Source organism: Humibacter albus DSM 18994, from assembly GCF_000421825.1.
Classification (GTDB): Bacteria; Actinomycetota; Actinomycetes; order Actinomycetales; family Microbacteriaceae; genus Humibacter; species Humibacter albus.
In genome coordinates, this window is the sequence record NZ_ATXT01000011.1 from 184834 (window position 1) to 201766 (window position 16933).

The 16933-nt window shown below is 68.6% G+C and carries 17 protein-coding genes; 11 read left to right on the top strand and 6 right to left on the bottom strand.

Features of this window, described 5'->3' with window-relative positions:
* Nucleotides 1–66: 66 nt before the first annotated feature.
* Together treS and H623_RS0102275 are read left to right on the top strand one after the other, a co-directional pair.
* A complete protein-coding gene (gene treS, locus H623_RS0102270; protein WP_022899324.1) occupies nucleotides 67–1773 on the top strand; it encodes a maltose alpha-D-glucosyltransferase in 1707 nt (568 codons plus the stop codon).
* Nucleotides 1774–1842: 69 nt separating this feature from the next.
* Nucleotides 1843–2529, top strand: a complete 687-nt coding sequence (locus tag H623_RS0102275) for an exonuclease domain-containing protein (protein ID WP_022899325.1) — start codon at nucleotides 1843–1845, stop codon at nucleotides 2527–2529.
* A gap of 72 nt (nucleotides 2530–2601) precedes the next feature.
* On the opposite strand, the gene H623_RS0102280 is transcribed toward H623_RS0102275, so the two are convergent.
* The 3 genes from H623_RS0102280 to glgA form a co-directional block, all read right to left on the bottom strand.
* Entirely contained in the window at nucleotides 2602–2859 is a 258-nt protein-coding gene (locus tag H623_RS0102280) for a type B 50S ribosomal protein L31 (protein WP_022899326.1), read from the bottom strand.
* A 157-nt stretch (nucleotides 2860–3016) separates the two neighbouring features.
* On the bottom strand, nucleotides 3017–3811 hold the full coding sequence (locus H623_RS0102285) for an ABC transporter ATP-binding protein (RefSeq protein ID WP_022899327.1): 795 nt from the start codon (nucleotides 3809–3811) through the stop codon (nucleotides 3017–3019).
* Nucleotides 3812–3842: 31 nt separating this feature from the next.
* The gene (gene glgA, locus H623_RS0102290; protein WP_022899328.1) at nucleotides 3843–5030 is read right to left on the bottom strand and encodes a glycogen synthase; all 1188 of its coding nucleotides are present in this window, start codon (nucleotides 5028–5030) and stop codon (nucleotides 3843–3845) included.
* 46 nt (nucleotides 5031–5076) lie between these two features.
* On the opposite strand from glgA, the gene H623_RS0102295 reads away from it, so the two are divergent.
* Nucleotides 5077–6318, top strand: a complete 1242-nt coding sequence (locus H623_RS0102295; protein ID WP_022899329.1) for a glucose-1-phosphate adenylyltransferase — start codon at nucleotides 5077–5079, stop codon at nucleotides 6316–6318.
* Nucleotides 6315–6974 (top strand): phosphoserine phosphatase SerB, encoded by a 660-nt coding sequence (gene serB / locus H623_RS0102300; RefSeq protein WP_022899330.1) that lies wholly within the window; start codon nucleotides 6315–6317, stop codon nucleotides 6972–6974. Before H623_RS0102295 ends, serB begins: the two co-directional genes overlap by 4 nt.
* Nucleotides 6975–7027: 53 nt before the next feature.
* On the opposite strand, the gene H623_RS17335 is transcribed toward serB, so the two are convergent.
* The gene (locus H623_RS17335) at nucleotides 7028–8191 is read right to left on the bottom strand and encodes an SURF1 family cytochrome oxidase biogenesis protein (RefSeq protein ID WP_022899331.1); all 1164 of its coding nucleotides are present in this window, start codon (nucleotides 8189–8191) and stop codon (nucleotides 7028–7030) included.
* A gap of 207 nt (nucleotides 8192–8398) precedes the next feature.
* Complete coding sequence (locus H623_RS0102310) at nucleotides 8399–9109, bottom strand: beta-ketoacyl-ACP reductase (RefSeq protein ID WP_022899332.1); 711 nt, start codon at nucleotides 9107–9109, stop codon at nucleotides 8399–8401.
* A gap of 174 nt (nucleotides 9110–9283) precedes the next feature.
* On the opposite strand from H623_RS0102310, the gene H623_RS21350 reads away from it, so the two are divergent.
* Entirely contained in the window at nucleotides 9284–9862 is a 579-nt protein-coding gene (locus H623_RS21350) for a DUF3099 domain-containing protein (protein ID WP_022899333.1), read from the top strand.
* Nucleotides 9859–10098: a hypothetical protein gene (locus H623_RS0102320; protein ID WP_022899334.1), complete on the top strand. Its 240-nt coding sequence runs from the start codon at nucleotides 9859–9861 to the stop codon at nucleotides 10096–10098. The genes H623_RS21350 and H623_RS0102320 overlap by 4 nt, the downstream gene beginning before the upstream one ends.
* Here H623_RS0102320 and H623_RS0102325 read toward each other — a convergent pair.
* Nucleotides 10095–11693 carry an ABC-F family ATP-binding cassette domain-containing protein gene (locus H623_RS0102325; RefSeq protein WP_022899335.1) on the bottom strand — a complete coding sequence of 533 codons (1599 nt, stop codon included), beginning with the start codon at nucleotides 11691–11693 and terminating at the stop codon, nucleotides 10095–10097. The genes H623_RS0102320 and H623_RS0102325 overlap by 4 nt on opposite strands.
* A gap of 284 nt (nucleotides 11694–11977) precedes the next feature.
* Here H623_RS0102325 and H623_RS0102330 point away from each other — a divergent pair, with 284 nt between their 5' ends.
* The 5 genes from H623_RS0102330 to H623_RS0102350 are packed head-to-tail and all read left to right on the top strand — an operon-like array spanning nucleotide 11978 to nucleotide 16888.
* Nucleotides 11978–12973, top strand: a complete 996-nt coding sequence (locus H623_RS0102330; protein ID WP_033371200.1) for an iron-siderophore ABC transporter substrate-binding protein — start codon at nucleotides 11978–11980, stop codon at nucleotides 12971–12973.
* 7 nt (nucleotides 12974–12980) lie between these two features.
* Nucleotides 12981–14042: a FecCD family ABC transporter permease gene (locus H623_RS0102335; protein WP_022899337.1), complete on the top strand. Its 1062-nt coding sequence runs from the start codon at nucleotides 12981–12983 to the stop codon at nucleotides 14040–14042.
* A gap of 5 nt (nucleotides 14043–14047) precedes the next feature.
* Nucleotides 14048–15097: a FecCD family ABC transporter permease gene (locus tag H623_RS0102340; protein ID WP_026939818.1), complete on the top strand. Its 1050-nt coding sequence runs from the start codon at nucleotides 14048–14050 to the stop codon at nucleotides 15095–15097.
* Nucleotides 15094–16005, top strand: coding sequence for an ABC transporter ATP-binding protein (locus H623_RS17345; RefSeq protein ID WP_022899339.1), 912 nt, complete (start codon nucleotides 15094–15096; stop codon nucleotides 16003–16005). The genes H623_RS0102340 and H623_RS17345 overlap by 4 nt, the downstream gene beginning before the upstream one ends.
* Nucleotides 15995–16888 (top strand): siderophore-interacting protein, encoded by an 894-nt coding sequence (locus H623_RS0102350; protein WP_022899340.1) that lies wholly within the window; start codon nucleotides 15995–15997, stop codon nucleotides 16886–16888. Before H623_RS17345 ends, H623_RS0102350 begins: the two co-directional genes overlap by 11 nt.
* Nucleotides 16889–16933: the final 45 nt, after the last annotated feature.

Genomic DNA, 16933 nt, shown 5'->3' on the forward strand with positions numbered 1-16933 from the left:
TCCAGACCGATCCGTCGGCGACGGCGCCTCGAGGGACACGTACCGAAATGCCGCAGGAGGACGTCAGTGAGCTTCACCGCACCGATCCAGCTCCCGGGCCTCACGCTCGATCCGGAGTGGTACCGGCGGGCCGTGTTCTACGAGGTGATGGTCCGCTCGTTCGTGGACAGCAACGGTGACGGGACCGGCGACATCCAGGGCCTCATCTCCAAGCTCGACTACCTGCAATGGCTCGGTGTCGACGCCCTGTGGCTGCCGCCGTTCTTCGAGTCTCCGCTGCGCGACGGCGGGTACGACGTGTCCGACTACCGCTCGATCATGCCCGAGTTCGGCACGCTCGACGAGTTCCAGGACCTGGTGACGAAGGCCCACGAGCGCAACATGCGGGTCATCATCGACCTGCCGCTGAACCACACCAGCGACCAGCACGAGTGGTTCCAGCTCTCGCGCAGTGATCCGCAGGGCCCGTACGGTGACTTCTACGTGTGGAGCGACACGGATGAGAAGTGGCCGGACATCCGCATCATCTTCACCGACACCGAGGACTCCAACTGGGCCTTCGATTCGGAGCGGCGGCAGTTCTTCTTCCATCGCTTCTTCTCCCATCAGCCCGACCTCAACTACACGAACCCGGCGGTTCACGAGGCCGTGTTCGACATCGTGCGGTTCTGGCTCGAGATGGGCGTCGACGGCTTCCGGATGGATGCCATCCCCTACCTCTACGAGTCCGACGAGGGCAACGGCGAGGGCGAGCCGCCCACGCACGAGTTCATCAAGGCGCTCCGCGCCATGCTCGACAGGGATTTTCCGGGGCGCGTGATGATCGCCGAGGCCAATCAGTGGCCCCGCGAGGTCGCCGCCTTCTTCGGTACCGAGGAGGAGCCGGAGTGCCACATGGCGTTCGACTTCCCCGTCATGCCGCGCATCTTCTACTCACTGCGCTCGCAGCGCGCCGACGAGCTCGTGCGGGTGCTGTCGGAGACGACCGACATCCCGAACGGCGCCGGCTGGGGCGTGTTCCTGCGCAATCACGACGAGCTCACGCTCGAGATGGTCAGCGAGGAGTACCGCCAGGCGATGTACGGCTGGTACGCCTATGACCCGCGCATGCGTGCCAACGTCGGCATCCGGCGTCGCCTCGCCCCGTTGCTCGACAACTCGCGGGCCGAGCTCGAACTGGCGCACGCGCTGCTCTTCTCCCTGCCGGGCACGCCGTTCCTGTACTACGGCGACGAGATCGGCATGGGCGACAACATCTGGCTGCCCGACCGCGACTCCTCGCGTACGCCCATGCAGTGGACGCCCGACCGGAACGCGGGCTTCTCCACCGCCGATCCCGGCAAGCTCTTCCTGCCCGTCGTGCAGTCGCTCGTCTACCACTTCAACCAGGTGAACGTGGAGGCGCAGCTCGCGCAGTCGCGTTCGCTGCTGCACTGGGTGCGCAACGTGATCTACGTGCGCAAGGCGCATCCGGTGTTCGGGCTCGGGTCGCTGACGGTGCTGCCGACCGATCATTCGTCGGTGCTCGCGTTCGTGCGCTCCTACTCCGGCAGCGGCACCGTCTTCGGCGACCTGCCCGAGAGCGTGCTGTGCGTCTTCTCGTTCTCGCACAATCCCATCTCGGTCACGCTCGACGCTCCCGAGTTCGCGGGCAGCGAGTTGTACGACCTGTTCGGCGGAGGGCAGTTCCCGACCATCGCCGACGACGGCCGCTTCACGCTCACGCTCGGCACGCAGAGCTTCTACTGGCTGCACATCGAACCGTCTCACTGAGCGCGGCGCCGCGACGACTCCGGCGAGCCGCGAAGGACGACGTCGGTGGTCGGCCCTAGCGTGTCAGCCATGAAGCAGTGGCACGACGAACTCGGCGTATTCGACCTCGAGACGACGGGAGTGGATGTTCGCAACTCCCGCATCGTCTCCGCCCACGTCGGCGTGTTGGATGCTCGTGGTGCCGTCATCGAGCGCCTGGACTGGCTCGTCGATCCCGGCGTGCCCATCCCGCCGGGCGCCACCGCCGTGCACGGCATCACCGACGAGCGCGTGCGTGCGGAGGGCAGGGCCGCGCCCGAGGCGGTGCGGGAGATCGTCGCCGCCCTGCACACGCTGCTGAGCCGTGGCATCCCCATCGTGGCGTACAACGCGCCCTACGACCTCTCGCTGCTCGAGCACGAGGCCCGTCGCCACGGCGTGCCCTCGCTCGACGACCCGGCACCGATCATCGACCCGCTCGTCATCGACAAGGCGGTGGACAAGTACCGCCGAGGCAAGCGCACTCTCGAGTTCACGGCCGGGCATTACGGCGTGCAGCTGCTAGACGCACACGACGCCGGAGCGGACGCGATCGCCGCCGGCCGCGTGGCGCAGGCCATCGCCCGGGCATACCCCACCGAGCTCGGCATCGATGCGGCCGAGCTGCACCGACTGCAGGTGCGCTGGTGCCGCGAGCAGGCGGAAGACTTCCAGGCCTATATGCGGCGCGTCAAAGACCCCGCCTTCGTCGCCGAGGGCACCTGGCCCTGCCGCTGAACGCCACCCAGCCTGACGAGACGACGAACGGCCCCGCCAGGAGGCGGGGCCGTTCGCGCGGGCGAACTCGGCTTACGCCGACTTGCCGAAGTTCTTGAAGCGCTGGTTGAACTTCTCGACGCGGCCGGCGCTGTCGAGAATGCGCTGCTTGCCCGTGTAGAACGGGTGCGACTCGCTGGAGATCTCGACGTCGATCACGGGGTACGTGTTGCCGTCCTCCCACTCGATCGTCTTGTCGCTCGAGACGGTCGAACGGGTCAGGAACGTGGCGCCGGACGCGAGGTCGCGGAAGACCACCGGGGCGTAATCGGGGTGAATGTCAGACTTCATCAGGATTCCTCGAAGGGATGGGGATCGAAACTCGACGCGCCTTATCGAAGCGGCGCGAAAGCTTGACGAGCCGCGGACAGGCATCCACGGCCAACGATCGAGTTTAGCAGACGCCGGCCGTGCGCACGGCGGCCCAGCGAGAGTGCAGTGACACGATCTACTCCTGCGGGCGTGCCCTGGCCGTGTATCGGCCGCCCTCGGACGAGACGTCGATGGGCAGACCGAAGGTCTCGCTGAGGTTCTCCGAGGTCAGGGTGGCCGCGAGCTCTCCGGCGGCGACGATGGCGCCGTCGCGAAGCAGCATCGCGTGCGTGAACCCGATCGGGATCTCCTCGGCGTGGTGCGTGACGACGATCATGGCCGGGGATCGGGAATCGCTGGCGTAGCCGCCGAGGAGCGTGACGAGCTCTTCTCGCGAGCCGAGGTCGAGGCTCGCGGCCGGCTCGTCGAGGATGAGCAGCTCCGGGTCCGTCATCACCGAGCGGGCGATCTGCACACGCTTCTTCTCGCCGTCGCTGAGCGTGCCGAACGCCCGGTCAGCGAGGGAGTCGAGCTTCCACTCGGCCAGCACGCGCTTGGCGCGCCGCACGTCGATCTCTTCGTATTCCTCGTGCCAGCGGCCCGTGACGGCGTAGGCGGCGGTCATCACGACGTCGAGCACGGTCTCCCTCTTCGGGATCCGTCCCGCCAGAACGCTCGACGCGTAACCAATGCGTGGTTTCAGCTCGGCGAGGTCGGCCTTTCCGACCTCCTCGTCGAGCACTGTCACGGTGCCGGACGTGGGGTGGCTCGCGGCCGCGGCCAGCTGCACGAGCGTCGTCTTGCCGGCGCCGTTCGCCCCCAGGATGACCCATCGCTGGTCGGCCGTGACGTTCCACTCCACCCCGTCGAGGATCGCGTTGCCGTCGCGCACGACCGACACGGAGTTGAACGAGAGGACGGTGTTCGACATGGCCTCTAGCCTAGCGGGGCGCACTGCGGGCTCAGTGCGTGAGAAGCCTTCGGTAGAGCGCCAGCGTCTGCTCCGCGATCGAGGACCAGGAGAACTGCGTCTGCGCCCGTAAGCGGCCGGCGCTCCCCTGCGCCGCAGCGCGCTCGCGATCCGAGACGGCCTCCGTGAGCGCCTCGGCCAGGTCGGCCACGAAGCGGTCCGGATCCAACGGTGTTCCGGTGCCGTCGGTGGCCTGCTCGAGCGGAACGAGTCTGCCGGTGACGCCGTTCTCCACGACCTCCGGGATGCCGCCGGTCGCCGTCGCCACCACGGGCAGTCCGCACGCCATCGCCTCGAGATTCACGATGCCGAGCGGTTCGTAGATCGACGGGCACACGAACACGGTCGCTGCACTGAGCAACGCGGCGAGCTCGTTCTGCGGGAGCATCCGATCGATCCAGACGACGCCGTCGCGGGTGGCCTGCAGATCCTGGACGAGTCCCTCGACCTCCGACATGATCTCGGTCGTGTCCGGCGCCCCCGCGCACAGCACGAGCTGTACATCGGGCGGCAGCGCCGCAGCCGCCCTGAGGAAGTACGGCAGTCCCTTCTGCCGGGTGATGCGGCCTACGAAGATGACGGTCGGGGCATCCGGGTCGACGCCGAGCGAGCGCACCAGGTCGGGCTCGTCCACGATGCGCCAGGTCTGCAAGTCGATCCCGTTGTAGATCACGTGGGTGCGGGCCGGATCTACCTGGGGGTACACACGCAGAATGTCGCGTCGCATTCCCTCGCTCACGGCGATCACGGCATCGGCGCTCTCGTAGGCTTCGCGCTCCACCCAGCTGGAGAGCCGGTACCCGCCGCCGAGCTGCTCGGCCTTCCACGGCCGCAGCGGCTCCAGGCTGTGTGCCGTGAGCACGTGCGGGATGCCGTGCAGCAGGCTCGCCAGCCGACCCCCGTTGTTCGCATACCAGGTGTGCGAGTGCACGAGGCCGGCGCCGGCGGTGTCCTGGGCGAACTGCAGGTCCACACCGAGCGTTGCGAGCGCCGGGTTGGCGCCGACGAGTTCGGCGGGAACGGCGTACCCCGTGGTGTCCGGCTCGTCCCGCGGTGAGCCGAAGCACCGCACCTGCACCTCGATGGATGCTCGCAGCGCGCGCACGAGTTCGCTCACGTGCACGCCGGCCCCGCCGTAGACATCGGGCGGGTATTCCCGGGTGAGCAGATCGACGCGCATGACGTTGACGGTAGTACAGCGCCCCCCTCGGCTCTACTGTGTAGTCATGAAGGGGACCAAGATCTTCGGAATAGTGTTGGCCGGCGGTGAGGGCAAGCGTCTGATGCCCCTGACGGCGGATCGCGCCAAACCCGCGGTGCCGTTCGGTGGGCAGTATCGATTGGTCGACTTCGCGCTGTCGAACCTGGTGAATTCCACGCTTCGGCAGATCGTCGTGCTCACGCAGTACAAGTCGCACAGCCTCGACCGTCACGTGTCGCAGACCTGGCGCACGACGGGCATCTTCGGCTCGTACATCGCCTCCGTGCCTGCGCAGCAGAGACTCGGCAAGCGCTGGTTCTCGGGCTCGGCCGACGCCATTCTGCAGAGCCTCAACCTGATCGTCGACGAGAAGCCCGACATCGTCGTGGTGGTGGGCGCCGATCACGTCTATCGCATGGACTTCACGCAGATGATCGACGCGCACATCGCCTCGGGGGCCGCGGCCACCGTCGCGGCCATCCGGCAGCCGATCTCCCTGGCCGACCAGTTCGGCGTGATCGAGGTGGACGCCTCCGATCCCGAACGCATCGCCGCCTTCCGCGAGAAGCCGAGCGATCCGGTGGGCCTGCCGGATTCGCCCGACGAGGTGCTGGCATCCATGGGCAATTACGTGTTCGACGCTCAGGCGCTGATCGACGGAGTGCACCGCGACGGCGCCCGACCGGACTCGAACCACGACATGGGCGGCGACATCATCCCGGACTTCGTCTCGCGCGGCGAGGCGGGGGTGTACGACTTTCAGCGCAACGATGTTCCCGGATCCACGGATCGCGACCGGTACTACTGGCGCGACGTGGGGACGATCGACTCGTTCTTCGAGGCGCACCAGGACCTGGTGTCGGCGCTGCCGATCTTCAACCTGTACAACAACCAGTGGCCGATCTTCAGCCAGCAGCTCAACTCGCCTCCGGCAAAACTGGTGCGCGACGTGCGCGGAGCGATCGGCACCACGATCGACTCGATCGTCTCGCTCGGATCGGTGATCAGCGGCGCCCACCTCGAACGCAGCGTGCTCGGGGCGTGGGCGAAGGTGGAGTCCGGCGCCCACGTCGTCGACTCCGTCATCTTCGAGCGCGCCGTGATCGAGCCGAACGCGTTCGTGGGCCGGGCTATTCTCGACAAAGACGTCGTCGTGCGCGAGGGGGCGAAGATCGGCGTTGACCCGGAGCGCGACCGCGCCCGCGGTTTCACCGTCACGTCGTCGGGCCTCACCGTCGTCGGCAAGGGAGTACACGTCGTTCCATGAGCACTGCCGCCTCCGCGTCCGCCCGCTTTCTCGTGGTGCTCGACGTGGACTCCACGCTCATCCACGACGAGGTCATCGAGTTGCTGGCCGAGCATGCCGGATCCGGTGAGCTCGTCGCCGACATCACCTCACGGGCCATGCGGGGAGAGCTCGACTTCGAGCAGAGTCTTCGGGAGCGAGTGGCGACGCTGCGCGGACTGGGCGACGATGTCTTCGGCGAGGTGGCCGAGCGCATCCGCGTGACAGACGGCGTTCCGGAGCTCGTCGAGGCCGTGCACGCTGCAGGCGGTCTTGTCGGCGTGGTGTCCGGAGGGTTTCACGAGCTCGTGGACGGACTGGCCGAGGGGCTCGGACTCGACCGCTGGCGGGCGAACCGTCTCGAGGTGGTCGGCGGCGTGCTCACCGGAGTGGTCGACGGCGCCGTGGTCGACGCGGCGGCGAAGGAGGAGTCGCTGCGTTCCTGGGCGGCGGATGCCGGTGTGCCGCTGCGACGCACCGTCGCCATCGGAGACGGGGCGAACGACCTGAAGATGATGGGCGCGGCGGCGTTGTCGGTGGCCTTCTGCGCCAAGCCCGCCGTGCGCGCGAAGGCGAACCTGGCCGTCGAAACGCGGGATCTCTCCCAAGTGCTGCCCCTGCTCGGCCTGCGCGGCTGACGGCGTCGGTCACCGGCGACCTCTCCAGCAGCGCAGCCCCGACCCTGGCACCGTCAGCCTTGGTGCACCGGTCCGTTCTCACCGTCGGAAGGATCGTTTTCACTGTCAGAGGGATCGTCGCCGGAGTCGCCGGAACTGTCGTCGACCTCGCCGCTGTCGTCGGTGCCGCGGAAAGCGTGCTGCTCGAGTCCGGCCCGCTCCCCCGGAGCCTGCAGCGCGGATCGCCGCTGCGCCGACTCTCCGGCCGCGAGCGAGGAGCGGCCTCCCCATCGCCCGAGCGGGACGAAGCCGTCCAGCGCTTCGTCCTCGATCTCCTCGTCGGTGAACCCGCGCCGCGACGTCTTGCGCACGCGCTCGGCTTCACGGGCCTGTTCTTCGGGATCGTCCGCGTTCAGACGACGGAACTCCCGGACCGTCGCGCGCCAGAGCAGGAAGAAGCCGATCAGCGCGAAAAGGATCCACTGGATCATGTACGAGTAGTGATAGCCGACGCCCTCGGCGGGTGCTGTCGCCTGCACTCGCTTCAGACCCTGAGATGTGGAGCTCGGGCTCACGATCACGCCGTACGCGGCCGAGTACACGGTGCCACCGATGCGCGGCGCGAGCTCGGACAGGTCGACGGACACGATCTGGTCGTTCACGACGCCGCCCTCGCCCTTCTTCGGCTGGCTGCCCTGCAGTCGCGCGACCACGTCGACGGCGCCGCTCGGCGGTGCCGGCTTCTTCGAGGGCACGCTGCTCGATGCCGGCGAAGAGGCGACCCAGCCCCGATCGATGAGGATGGTGCCGCCCGTGCTGAGCTTCAACGCGGTGATCACGCGGAATCCGGTCTCACTGCTTCGTACGCTGTTGCGCAGGTAGTACTGGTGCGAGGCATCCCACGTTCCGCGCATCGAGACGCGTCGCCACACCTGGCCTGGATCGTACGACGACGTCGTGGGCAGGGCTTTGGTCAGGGGCTCGACCGGGGCGGAGAAGTTCGTGTTCACGAGGGCGTTGTCGGCGCTGGCCTCGCGCCCGCGGTCGTACTGCCAGAGCGCGAGGGACGCGCAGACGAGGGCGAAGACGACCGCGATGGCGGCGTAACCCGCCCACCGCCACGTGCGCAGGAACTGCCACCCGGTGAGTCCCTCGGTGACGGTGTCGTAGACGGCGGCCGGCTTCGCGACAGCGCCGGAGAGCGCCGGACGGTGAGCCAACTCGCCCGTCGTGCGCACGACGGCGTCACCCGGTTGCGTGTCGGTAGCCGTGCTCGTTCCTCTCCTCGGCCGTGGCGTTCCACGGCGCGTCGCGCAGGGGCGCGACCGGTTCTGCTCTCTCGAGGTTAATCCGGGCGGCTGTGGGATGCCTGCAGCGAGCATCCGTCGGCCGTCACCGCCTCGGGTCTCCCGCCTCCGCGCTGCGCACAGGGACGCGGAACAGGATCAGTGACCCATCCCGAGGCCGCCGTCGACGGGGATCACGGCGCCGCTGATGTAGCCGGCGTCGTCGGAGGCCAGCCACGCGACGGTCTTCGCCACCTCCCGCGCCTGCCCGTAGCGCCCCGCCGGGATCGCCTTGCGGTACTCCTCTTGCTGCTCCTGCGGCAGCGCCGCGGTCATGTCGGTCTCGATGAAGCCGGGCGCGACCACGTTCGCCGTGATGCCGCGGGCGCCCAGCTCGCGCGTGAGCGAGCGGGCGACGCCCACCAGGCCGGCCTTGGACGCCGAATAGTTCACCTGGCCGGCGGAGCCGTAGAGGCCGACCACGCTGGAGATGAGCACGACGCGGCCGAAGCGGGCCTTGAGCATCCCCTTCGAGGCGCGCTTGACCACGCGGAACGCTCCGCCGAGATTGGTGTCGACCACGCTTTCGAAGTCCTCGTCGGTCATCCGTAGGAGAAGCGTGTCGCGGTTCGTGCCGGCGTTCGCCACGACCACCTCGACCGGGCCGAGCTCGGCCTCGACCGCCGTGAATGCGGCATCGACCTGACTCGAGTCGGTCACGTCGGCCTGCACGGTGAGGGTTCCGACCGGACCTTCGCCGGAGCGGGCGGTGACGGCGACCCGGTGCCCCTGGGCAACGAACTCCTCGGCGATGGCGCGGCCGATTCCGCGGTTGCCTCCGGTGATCAACACGGTGCGGGGGGTGGTCATGAAGGTGTCCTCAGGGGTCGCAGTCGGCACGTGAACGGCATTCAGTCTAGGGTGCGGCACAGGCCCGGCCGAGCCGCCGGCTGCAGCGAAACCGACGGGGTCCCCGGCGTGGCAGGACACGTAGGCTGGGGTGTGCGGAGCGGGTCGTCCACCGCCCTCGGGAGTCCAACCTTCATGAAGCATCAGACGGTCACGTCTCTGCCGGCCGCACCCGCGGACGAGCGGCGGAATCGCATGCTCGAGTACACGATCATGATGTCGATCCGCGTGCTCTGCCTGATCTCCCTGATCTGGGTGCGCGGGTGGTGGCTCGTCATCCCGGCGGCGGGTGCGATCTTTTTGCCCTACTTCGCCGTCGTGGTCGCGAATGCCGCGCAGACCCGCACCCGCGCGCCGGAGCGGCCGGGGGCCATCGTGCGGGTCGGAGACGACTACTACGAGTCCTCCGCCGAGGGTGTCAGGGTCGACGGGGAGTCGGTGTACGACCCGGCCAACGCGCACGGCGCGCAGGGTGAGAACGCGGAAGGCGAAGGCCCGGACGGTGAAGGCCCGGACGGTGAAGGCACGGACGGTGACAGCGCGCCTGGCGCGCGTCCCGATCGGGCGGGCGCAGCCACCGACCGACCGGGCGACGTCCGGGCGGACGAGCAGGACTCGCGCGAGGGCAGGGCCGACGGCGTGACGACCGCAGGTTCTGCCGGTGCCGAGCCGCAGACATCCAGGGAACGTCGGGACGGGGACGACGCGCGGTGACACTGCTGGACGCGCTCGCCGGCGGAACCGACACGCCCATCTGCTCTCGCGCCGGTTGCCGGGAGCGCGCGCTGTGGCGCATCGAATGGCGTAACCCGCGTATTCACGCCGCGGACCGGCGCAAGACCTGGCTCGCGTGCGCCGAACACATCGACTACCTGCGGGAATTCCTCGCCGCCAGGGAGTTCCCGCTGCAGGTGCTGCCGCTCGACGAGGTGGCCGATTCGGCGGACTAGGCCAGTGCGATCAGATCCGCGTAGTCGGCGTTCCAGTGGTCCTCGACGCCGTCAGGCAGGATGAGCACGCGCTCGGGGTTGAGCGCCTCGACCGCGCCCGGATCGTGTGAGACCAGCACGACGGCGCCCTCGTAGTGCGCGAGAGCATCCAGGATCTGCTCGCGGCTGGCCGGGTCGAGGTTGTTCGTCGGCTCGTCGAGCAGAAGCACGTTCGCGCCGCTGACCACGATCATCGCGAGCGCGAGGCGCGTCTTCTCACCGCCGGAGAGCACTCCGGCCGGCTTGTGCACGTCGTCGCCGGTGAAGAGGAACGATCCGAGCACCTTGCGCGCCTCGGTCTCCGTGAGGTTCGGTGAGCTCGAGACCATGTTCTGCAGCACGGACCTCGCGACGTCGATGGTTTCGTGCTCCTGCGCGTAGTAGCCGATGCGCAGGCCGTGACCGGGCTCGACCTGGCCGGTGTCAGGCACATCGATGCCACCCAGAATGCGCAGCAGCGTGGTCTTGCCCGCACCGTTCAGACCGATCACGACCACCTTCGACCCGCGGTCGATGGCGAGGTCGACGGCGGTGAAGATCTCCAGCGACCCGTAGCTCTTCGAGAGATCGGATGCCATCAGCGGCGTCCGCCCGCACGCGGCGGGAGTCGGGAACCGCAACTTGGCGACGCGATCGTCCTGGCGCACGTCTTCCAGGCCGGCGAGCATCTTCTCGGCGCGCGCGACCATCTGATGTGCCGCCGCCGCCTTGGTCGCCTTGGCGCCGAACTTCGCCGCCTGCAGCTGCAGAGCCGTAGCCTTCTTCTCGGCGTTCGCGCGTTCCTTCTTGCGGCGTTCCTCATCCGCCGCGCGCTGCGCGAGATAGGCACGCCAGCCCATGTTGTAGGTGTCGATGACCTGACGGTTGGCGTCCAGATAGAACACGCGGTTGACCGTCTCGCCGACGAGTTCCACGTCGTGGCTGATGACGATGAGCCCGCCCTTGTAACCCTTCAGGAACTCGCGCAGCCACACCACGGAGTCGGCGTCGAGGTGGTTGGTGGGCTCGTCGAGGATCATGGTCTGGGCATCCGAATAGAGGATGCGCGCCAGCTCGATGCGCCGGCGCTGACCGCCGGAGAGCGTCTTCAGCTGCTGGTCGAGGATGCGGTCGGGCAGGTTGAGGTTACTGGCGATCGATGCCGCCTCCGCCTCGGCCGCGTACCCGCCGAGCACATGGAAGCGCTCCTCGAGGCGGCTGTACCGCTTCATCGCCGCCGAGCTGATCGACTCGTCGTCACTCGCCATCTCGATCGTGGCCTGCTGCATCTGCAGGGCGACCGAGCCGAGCCCGCGGGCATCCAGGATGCGCGTGCGCGCCAGATCGTCCGGGTTGCCGCTGCGCGGATCCTGCGGCAGGTAGCCGATCTCGCCGCCGCGGTCGACGGCTCCCGCGGTCGGCAGTGTCTCGCCCGCCAGCACCTTCGTGAGCGTGGTCTTGCCTGCACCGTTGCGGCCGACGAGCCCGACCTTGTCCCCCGCGCCGACACGGAAGGTCACGTCGGACATCAGGGTGCGAGCGCCGACGCGGATCTCGAGATCGTGCACGGCGAGCACAGGCGTGGTCCAGTTCTGTCGCAGGGTGGGAGTGAGTGCGCGAAGGCGCCTGTCCAGGGTATCCGACGTGACGGGGTGCACTGTCCGCTCTGGTCCTGTTAGGGTTGCCTTACCAATGTAAGGATTGCCTTACTTCGAAGCGGGCCCGGTCCGGGCCCGCCCTGCACAGGGGTCGCCGACGTGGGTGCGCCGTACCGGCGATGCGCGTCTTCCCTGCGGCCCACAGCTGATGAATGGGAGATCACGTGCCCCGACGCACAGTCCTCGCCGGCGCAGCGGCTGTCATGGCCGCCGCCGCTCTGCTCTTGACCGGATGCTCCGGCGCGTCCAACGCCGACATGTCCGATGCCGGCAAGTCGGCCTCCGACGCGGCGTTCCCCGTGACGATCAAGCACGTCTACGGATCGACCACGATCGAGAAGAAGCCGGAGCGCGTCGCGACCGTGGCCTGGTCGAACGGCGAGGTGCCGCTCGCCCTCGGGGTCGACCCGGTGGGCATGGCGAAGGCGACGTGGGGCGACGACGACAAGGACGGCGTGCTCCCGTGGGTCGAGGATCAGCTGAAGTCGCTCGATGCGAAGACTCCGACCCTCTTCGACGAGACCGACGGCATCGACTTCGAAGCGGTGGCCGACACGCATCCCGATGTGATCCTGGCGGCGTACTCCGGCCTGACCAAGTCGGACTACGAGACCCTGTCGAAGATCGCTCCGACCATCGCGTACCCGAAGGTCGCCTGGGGCACCTCCTACGAGGAGACGATTCGCATGGACTCGAAGGCGATCGGACTCGGCGACCAGGGCGAGAAGCTGATCGCGAAGCTGCACTCCGAGGTGAACGCGGCACTCGACAAGTACTCGGTGCTCAAGGGCAAGAAGATCCTGTTCTCCTACATCGATCCCAACGACCACAGCAAGATCGGCTTCTACACGAGCCACGACACGCGCCCCGGGTTCCTCGAATCGCTCGGTCTCCCTGCACCCGACGTGGTGAAGCAGGAGTCGAAGAAGACCGACGAGTTCTACACCACGGTCAGCGCCGAGCAGGCGGATCGTTTCGACGATGTCGACCTGTTCGTGACGTACGGCGACAACGCGAAGAGCATGATCAAGGATCTGCAGTCCGATCCGCTGCTCTCGAAGATCCCCGCCATCGCCGAGGGACACATCGCGGTGCTGAAGAACGACACTCCGCTGGCTGCGTCCGCCAACCCCTCCGCCCTCTCCATCGGCTGGGGCATCGACAAGTACTTCGCACTGCTGGCGAAGACACTGGGCTGACGCCGACGTGACCACCACCACCACCTCGGCTCCCGCGGTGCCCGCCGCGCTGCCGAGCGCCGCCTCGCTGCGGCGCTCGGCGGGCGTGCGCGCGTTCTGGATCGCCGCGATCCTCGCGGCGCTCGTTCTGCTGTTCGCGGCGTCGGTGGCGTTCGGCGTGCGCGCGGTCTCACCGCACGACATCGTCGCCGCGCTCGGCGGAGACACCAGCACCGTGGCACGGGCCGCCGTGGTGGCGCGCATCCCCCGCACCGTGCTCGCCCTCCTCGTCGGGGCCGCGTTGGCGATGTCGGGCACCAGCATGCAGGCGGTGACGCGGAATCCGCTGGCCGACCCGGGCATCCTCGGCGTCTCGGGCGGCGCGGCGCTGGCCGTCGTGATCGGTATCGCTTTCTTCGGCATGTCCTCGCCGTACGCCTACCTGGCGGTCGCGATCGGCGGCTCCGCGGTCGCCGCCGTCTTCGTGTACGGGGTCGGGTCACTCGGCTCGGGCGGCGCGACACCGCTGAAGCTCGCCCTGGCGGGGGCCGCCGCCACCGCCGCGTTCACCTCGCTGGTCAGTGCCATCCTGCTGCCGCGTGTGGACATCGTCGAGACGTTCCGGTTCTGGCAGATCGGCGGGGTGGGCGGCGCCACCTGGGATCGCATCGGCATCATGGCGCCGGTGCTCGTGGTGGGCGCGGTGATCTGCGTGCTGATGGCCCGAGGCATGAACTCGCTCGCGCTGGGAGACGATCTCGCGACCGGCCTCGGCGTGAACGTGCTGCGCACTCGCCTCGTCTCCGCACTCGGTGCGGTCGTGCTCTGCGGTGCCGCGACCGCCATCGCCGGCCCAATCGGGTTCGTCGGCCTGGTCGTGCCGCACGTTTGCCGCTTGCTGGTGGGGACCGACCACCGTTGGCTCCTGCCGTTCAGTGCCGTCACCGGTGCCGCGCTGCTGGTCGCCGCCGACATCGTGGGCCGGCTCGTGGCACGCCCGTCCGAACTCGACGTCGGCATCGTGACCGCGATCATCGGAGCGCCGTTCTTCATCTGGATCGTGCGCCGGCAGAAGGTGCGTGCCCTGTGACGGTCATGGATGCCCCGCCCACCTCCGCGCCGGACGTGCGTGACCTCGTGGTCGGCCGCCGCCGGCGCCGGCGCCACCGTCTCGTCGTCACGATAGTGCTCGCCGCGGCCGTCGTCGCGGTCTTCGCCGGCACGCTCATGGTCGGAGAGTCGTTCTACGGACCGGTCGACGTGATCAAGGTGATCTTCGGGCAGACGGTGCCCGGGGCATCCTTCACCGTCGGAGACCTGCGGCTTCCCCGGGCGAGCCTCGGTCTTCTCGCGGGCTTCGCGTTCGGCATCGCCGGAGTGACTTTTCAGACGATGCTGCGCAATCCGCTCGCTTCTCCCGACGTCATCGGAATCAGTTCCGGTGCCAGTGCCGCCGCCGTGTTCGGGATCGTCGTGCTCTCGCTCGACGGCCCGGCGGTGTCTCTGCTCGCGCTGGTCGGCGCGCTCGTCACCGCGATGGCCATCTATCTGCTCTCCGATCGCGGCGGTTTCGCGGGAACGCGGCTCATCCTGATCGGGATCGGAGTCGCGGCCATGCTGGAGAGCGTCGTCTCGTACGTGTTGTCCAAGGCGGCGTCGTGGGACCTGCAGACGGCGATGAGGTGGCTCACGGGGAGCCTGAACGGCGCAGACTGGGCGAGCGTCGTACCGGTCGCCATCGCGTGCGCGGTGCTGGTCCCCGTGCTGCTGGCCCAGCAGCGTGGGCTCGGGGCCATGCGACTGGGCGACGACCTGGCGACGGGGCTCGGAGTTCGGGTGCCTCGCACGAGGGTGTTGTCGCTGCTCGCCGCGGTCGCGCTGCTGGCGATCGCCACGGCGGGCGCGGGGCCGATCGCATTCGTGGCCTTCATGTCCGGTCCCATCGCCGTCCGGCTCGTCGGCCCTGGTGCCTCCCCGCTTCTTCCCGCCGGGCTGGTCGGTTCGCTGCTCGTCATGCTCTCCGACCTCGTCGGGCAGTTCGCCCTCGACGGCCGGTACCCGGTCGGCGTGATCACGGGCGTGCTCGGCGCGCCGTACCTCATCTTCTTGCTCACCCGTATGAACCGCTCAGGGGGCTCCCTTTGACCGAATCGCACACTCTCGCTGCGCAGTCGCTGACGCTCGCGTACGGCGAACGCATCATCGTCGACGGGCTCGACCTCGTGGTGCCGCCGGGGCGGATCACCGCGATCATCGGCGCGAACGGTTGCGGAAAGTCGACCCTGCTGCGCGCGCTGGCCCGCATCCTCGTTCCAAGATCCGGGCAGGTCGTCCTGGACGGCAAGGCGCTCCACGCCAGGCCCGCCAAGGAGATCGCCCGCACTCTCGGGCTGCTGCCCCAGTCGCCGACCGCACCGGAGGGGATCGTCGTGGCCGATCTCGTGGGCCGGGGGCGGCATCCGCATCAGAAGCTGTTGTCGCGATGGAGCGAGCGAGACTACGAGAAGGTGGCCGAGGCGTTGGCGGCGACGGGCATCACGGACCTCGCGGACCGATCGGTCGACGAACTCTCCGGCGGGCAGCGACAGCGGGTCTGGATCGCAATGGCGCTCGCTCAGGAGACCGACGTGCTGCTGTTGGATGAGCCGACAACCTTCCTCGACGTCGCCCACCAGATCGAGGTGCTCGACCTGCTCGCCGATCTGAACCGTGACCGCGGGACGACGATCGTCATGGTGCTGCACGACATGAACCTGGCGGCCCGTTATGCCGACCACATGTTCGCCCTGCGCGACGGGCACCTGATTGCCGGGGGGCGCCCCAGCGAGGTCGTCACGGACGAGCTGATCCGCACGGTGTTCCGGCTCGAGTCGACGGTGATCGCCGACCCGGTGTCGGGCGCTCCCCTCGTGCTGCCCCGTGGCAGGCACCACTCCCCCGAGCCTGAGCACGAACGCGGATCCGGGCCCGATTCGATGCACCAGCTGGAGCATCGCGTCGAACAGGTGGCCGAGCTCGAGCTCTCCTATTCCGGAGGCCGTGATGAGCACTGACGAGTACCGGTTCTTCCGTGCGCCGGTGACAGCCATCCAGGACCTCACGCCGAGCTTCCGCCGGTTCACTTTCGGTGGCGATGACCTCGCCGAGTACGGCGATCCGGGATTCGACCAGCGCGTCAAGGTCGTGTTCCCGACGGCACACGTCGGGCTGGACTCGATGCCGCGCGGCGCGGACTGGTACAGCCGCTGGCGCGAGCTGCCCGAGCACGCGCGCGCTCCCTTCCGCACCTATACGACGCGTGCAGTGCGCAACGATAAGCGCGAAGTCGAAATCGACATGGTCTCCCACGACGTGCTCGGCCCGGCGTCCGCGTGGATCGAGGGCGCCTGCGTCGGCGACGAGGTCTTGATCTACGCGCCGACCACGCATGCGACCGGAGTCAGCATGGGCGTCGACTTCGTGCCGCCGCGGCACACGGAGTCGTTCCTGTTGGCCGGTGACGAGACGTCGGCGCCGGCGATCGCCGTCATTCTCGAGCAACTGCCTCCGGATGCCCGTGGTGTGGTCGTGTTGGAAGTCCCCCACGCGCGCGACGCCGCCTACCTGCCCCGGCATGACGGCTTCGAGTACCGGGTCGCGGCGCGCACCGGTCACGGGCGGCACGCCCACCTCATCGCGGCAGTGCGGCAGGCTGCGGCAGAGCTGGTCCCGGCCGGACGGGGCGCCGAGGTCGAGGAGCTCGACGACCTGGTCTGGGAGGTACCCCGCACGGCGAAGGGCGGAGCCGCGCTGAAGAGTGCGCCGCTCTACGCCTGGCTGGCTGGCGAGTCGGCGGGGATCAAGACACTGCGGCGAGAACTCGTGACCGGACACGGCGTGGACCGCCGTGCCGTGGCGTTCATGGGCTACTGGCGCGAGGGCAGAGCCGAGAACTGAAGAAGGGGTTCCGCGCGCTGTGTGCGGCCCCCCATCTTCAGTGCA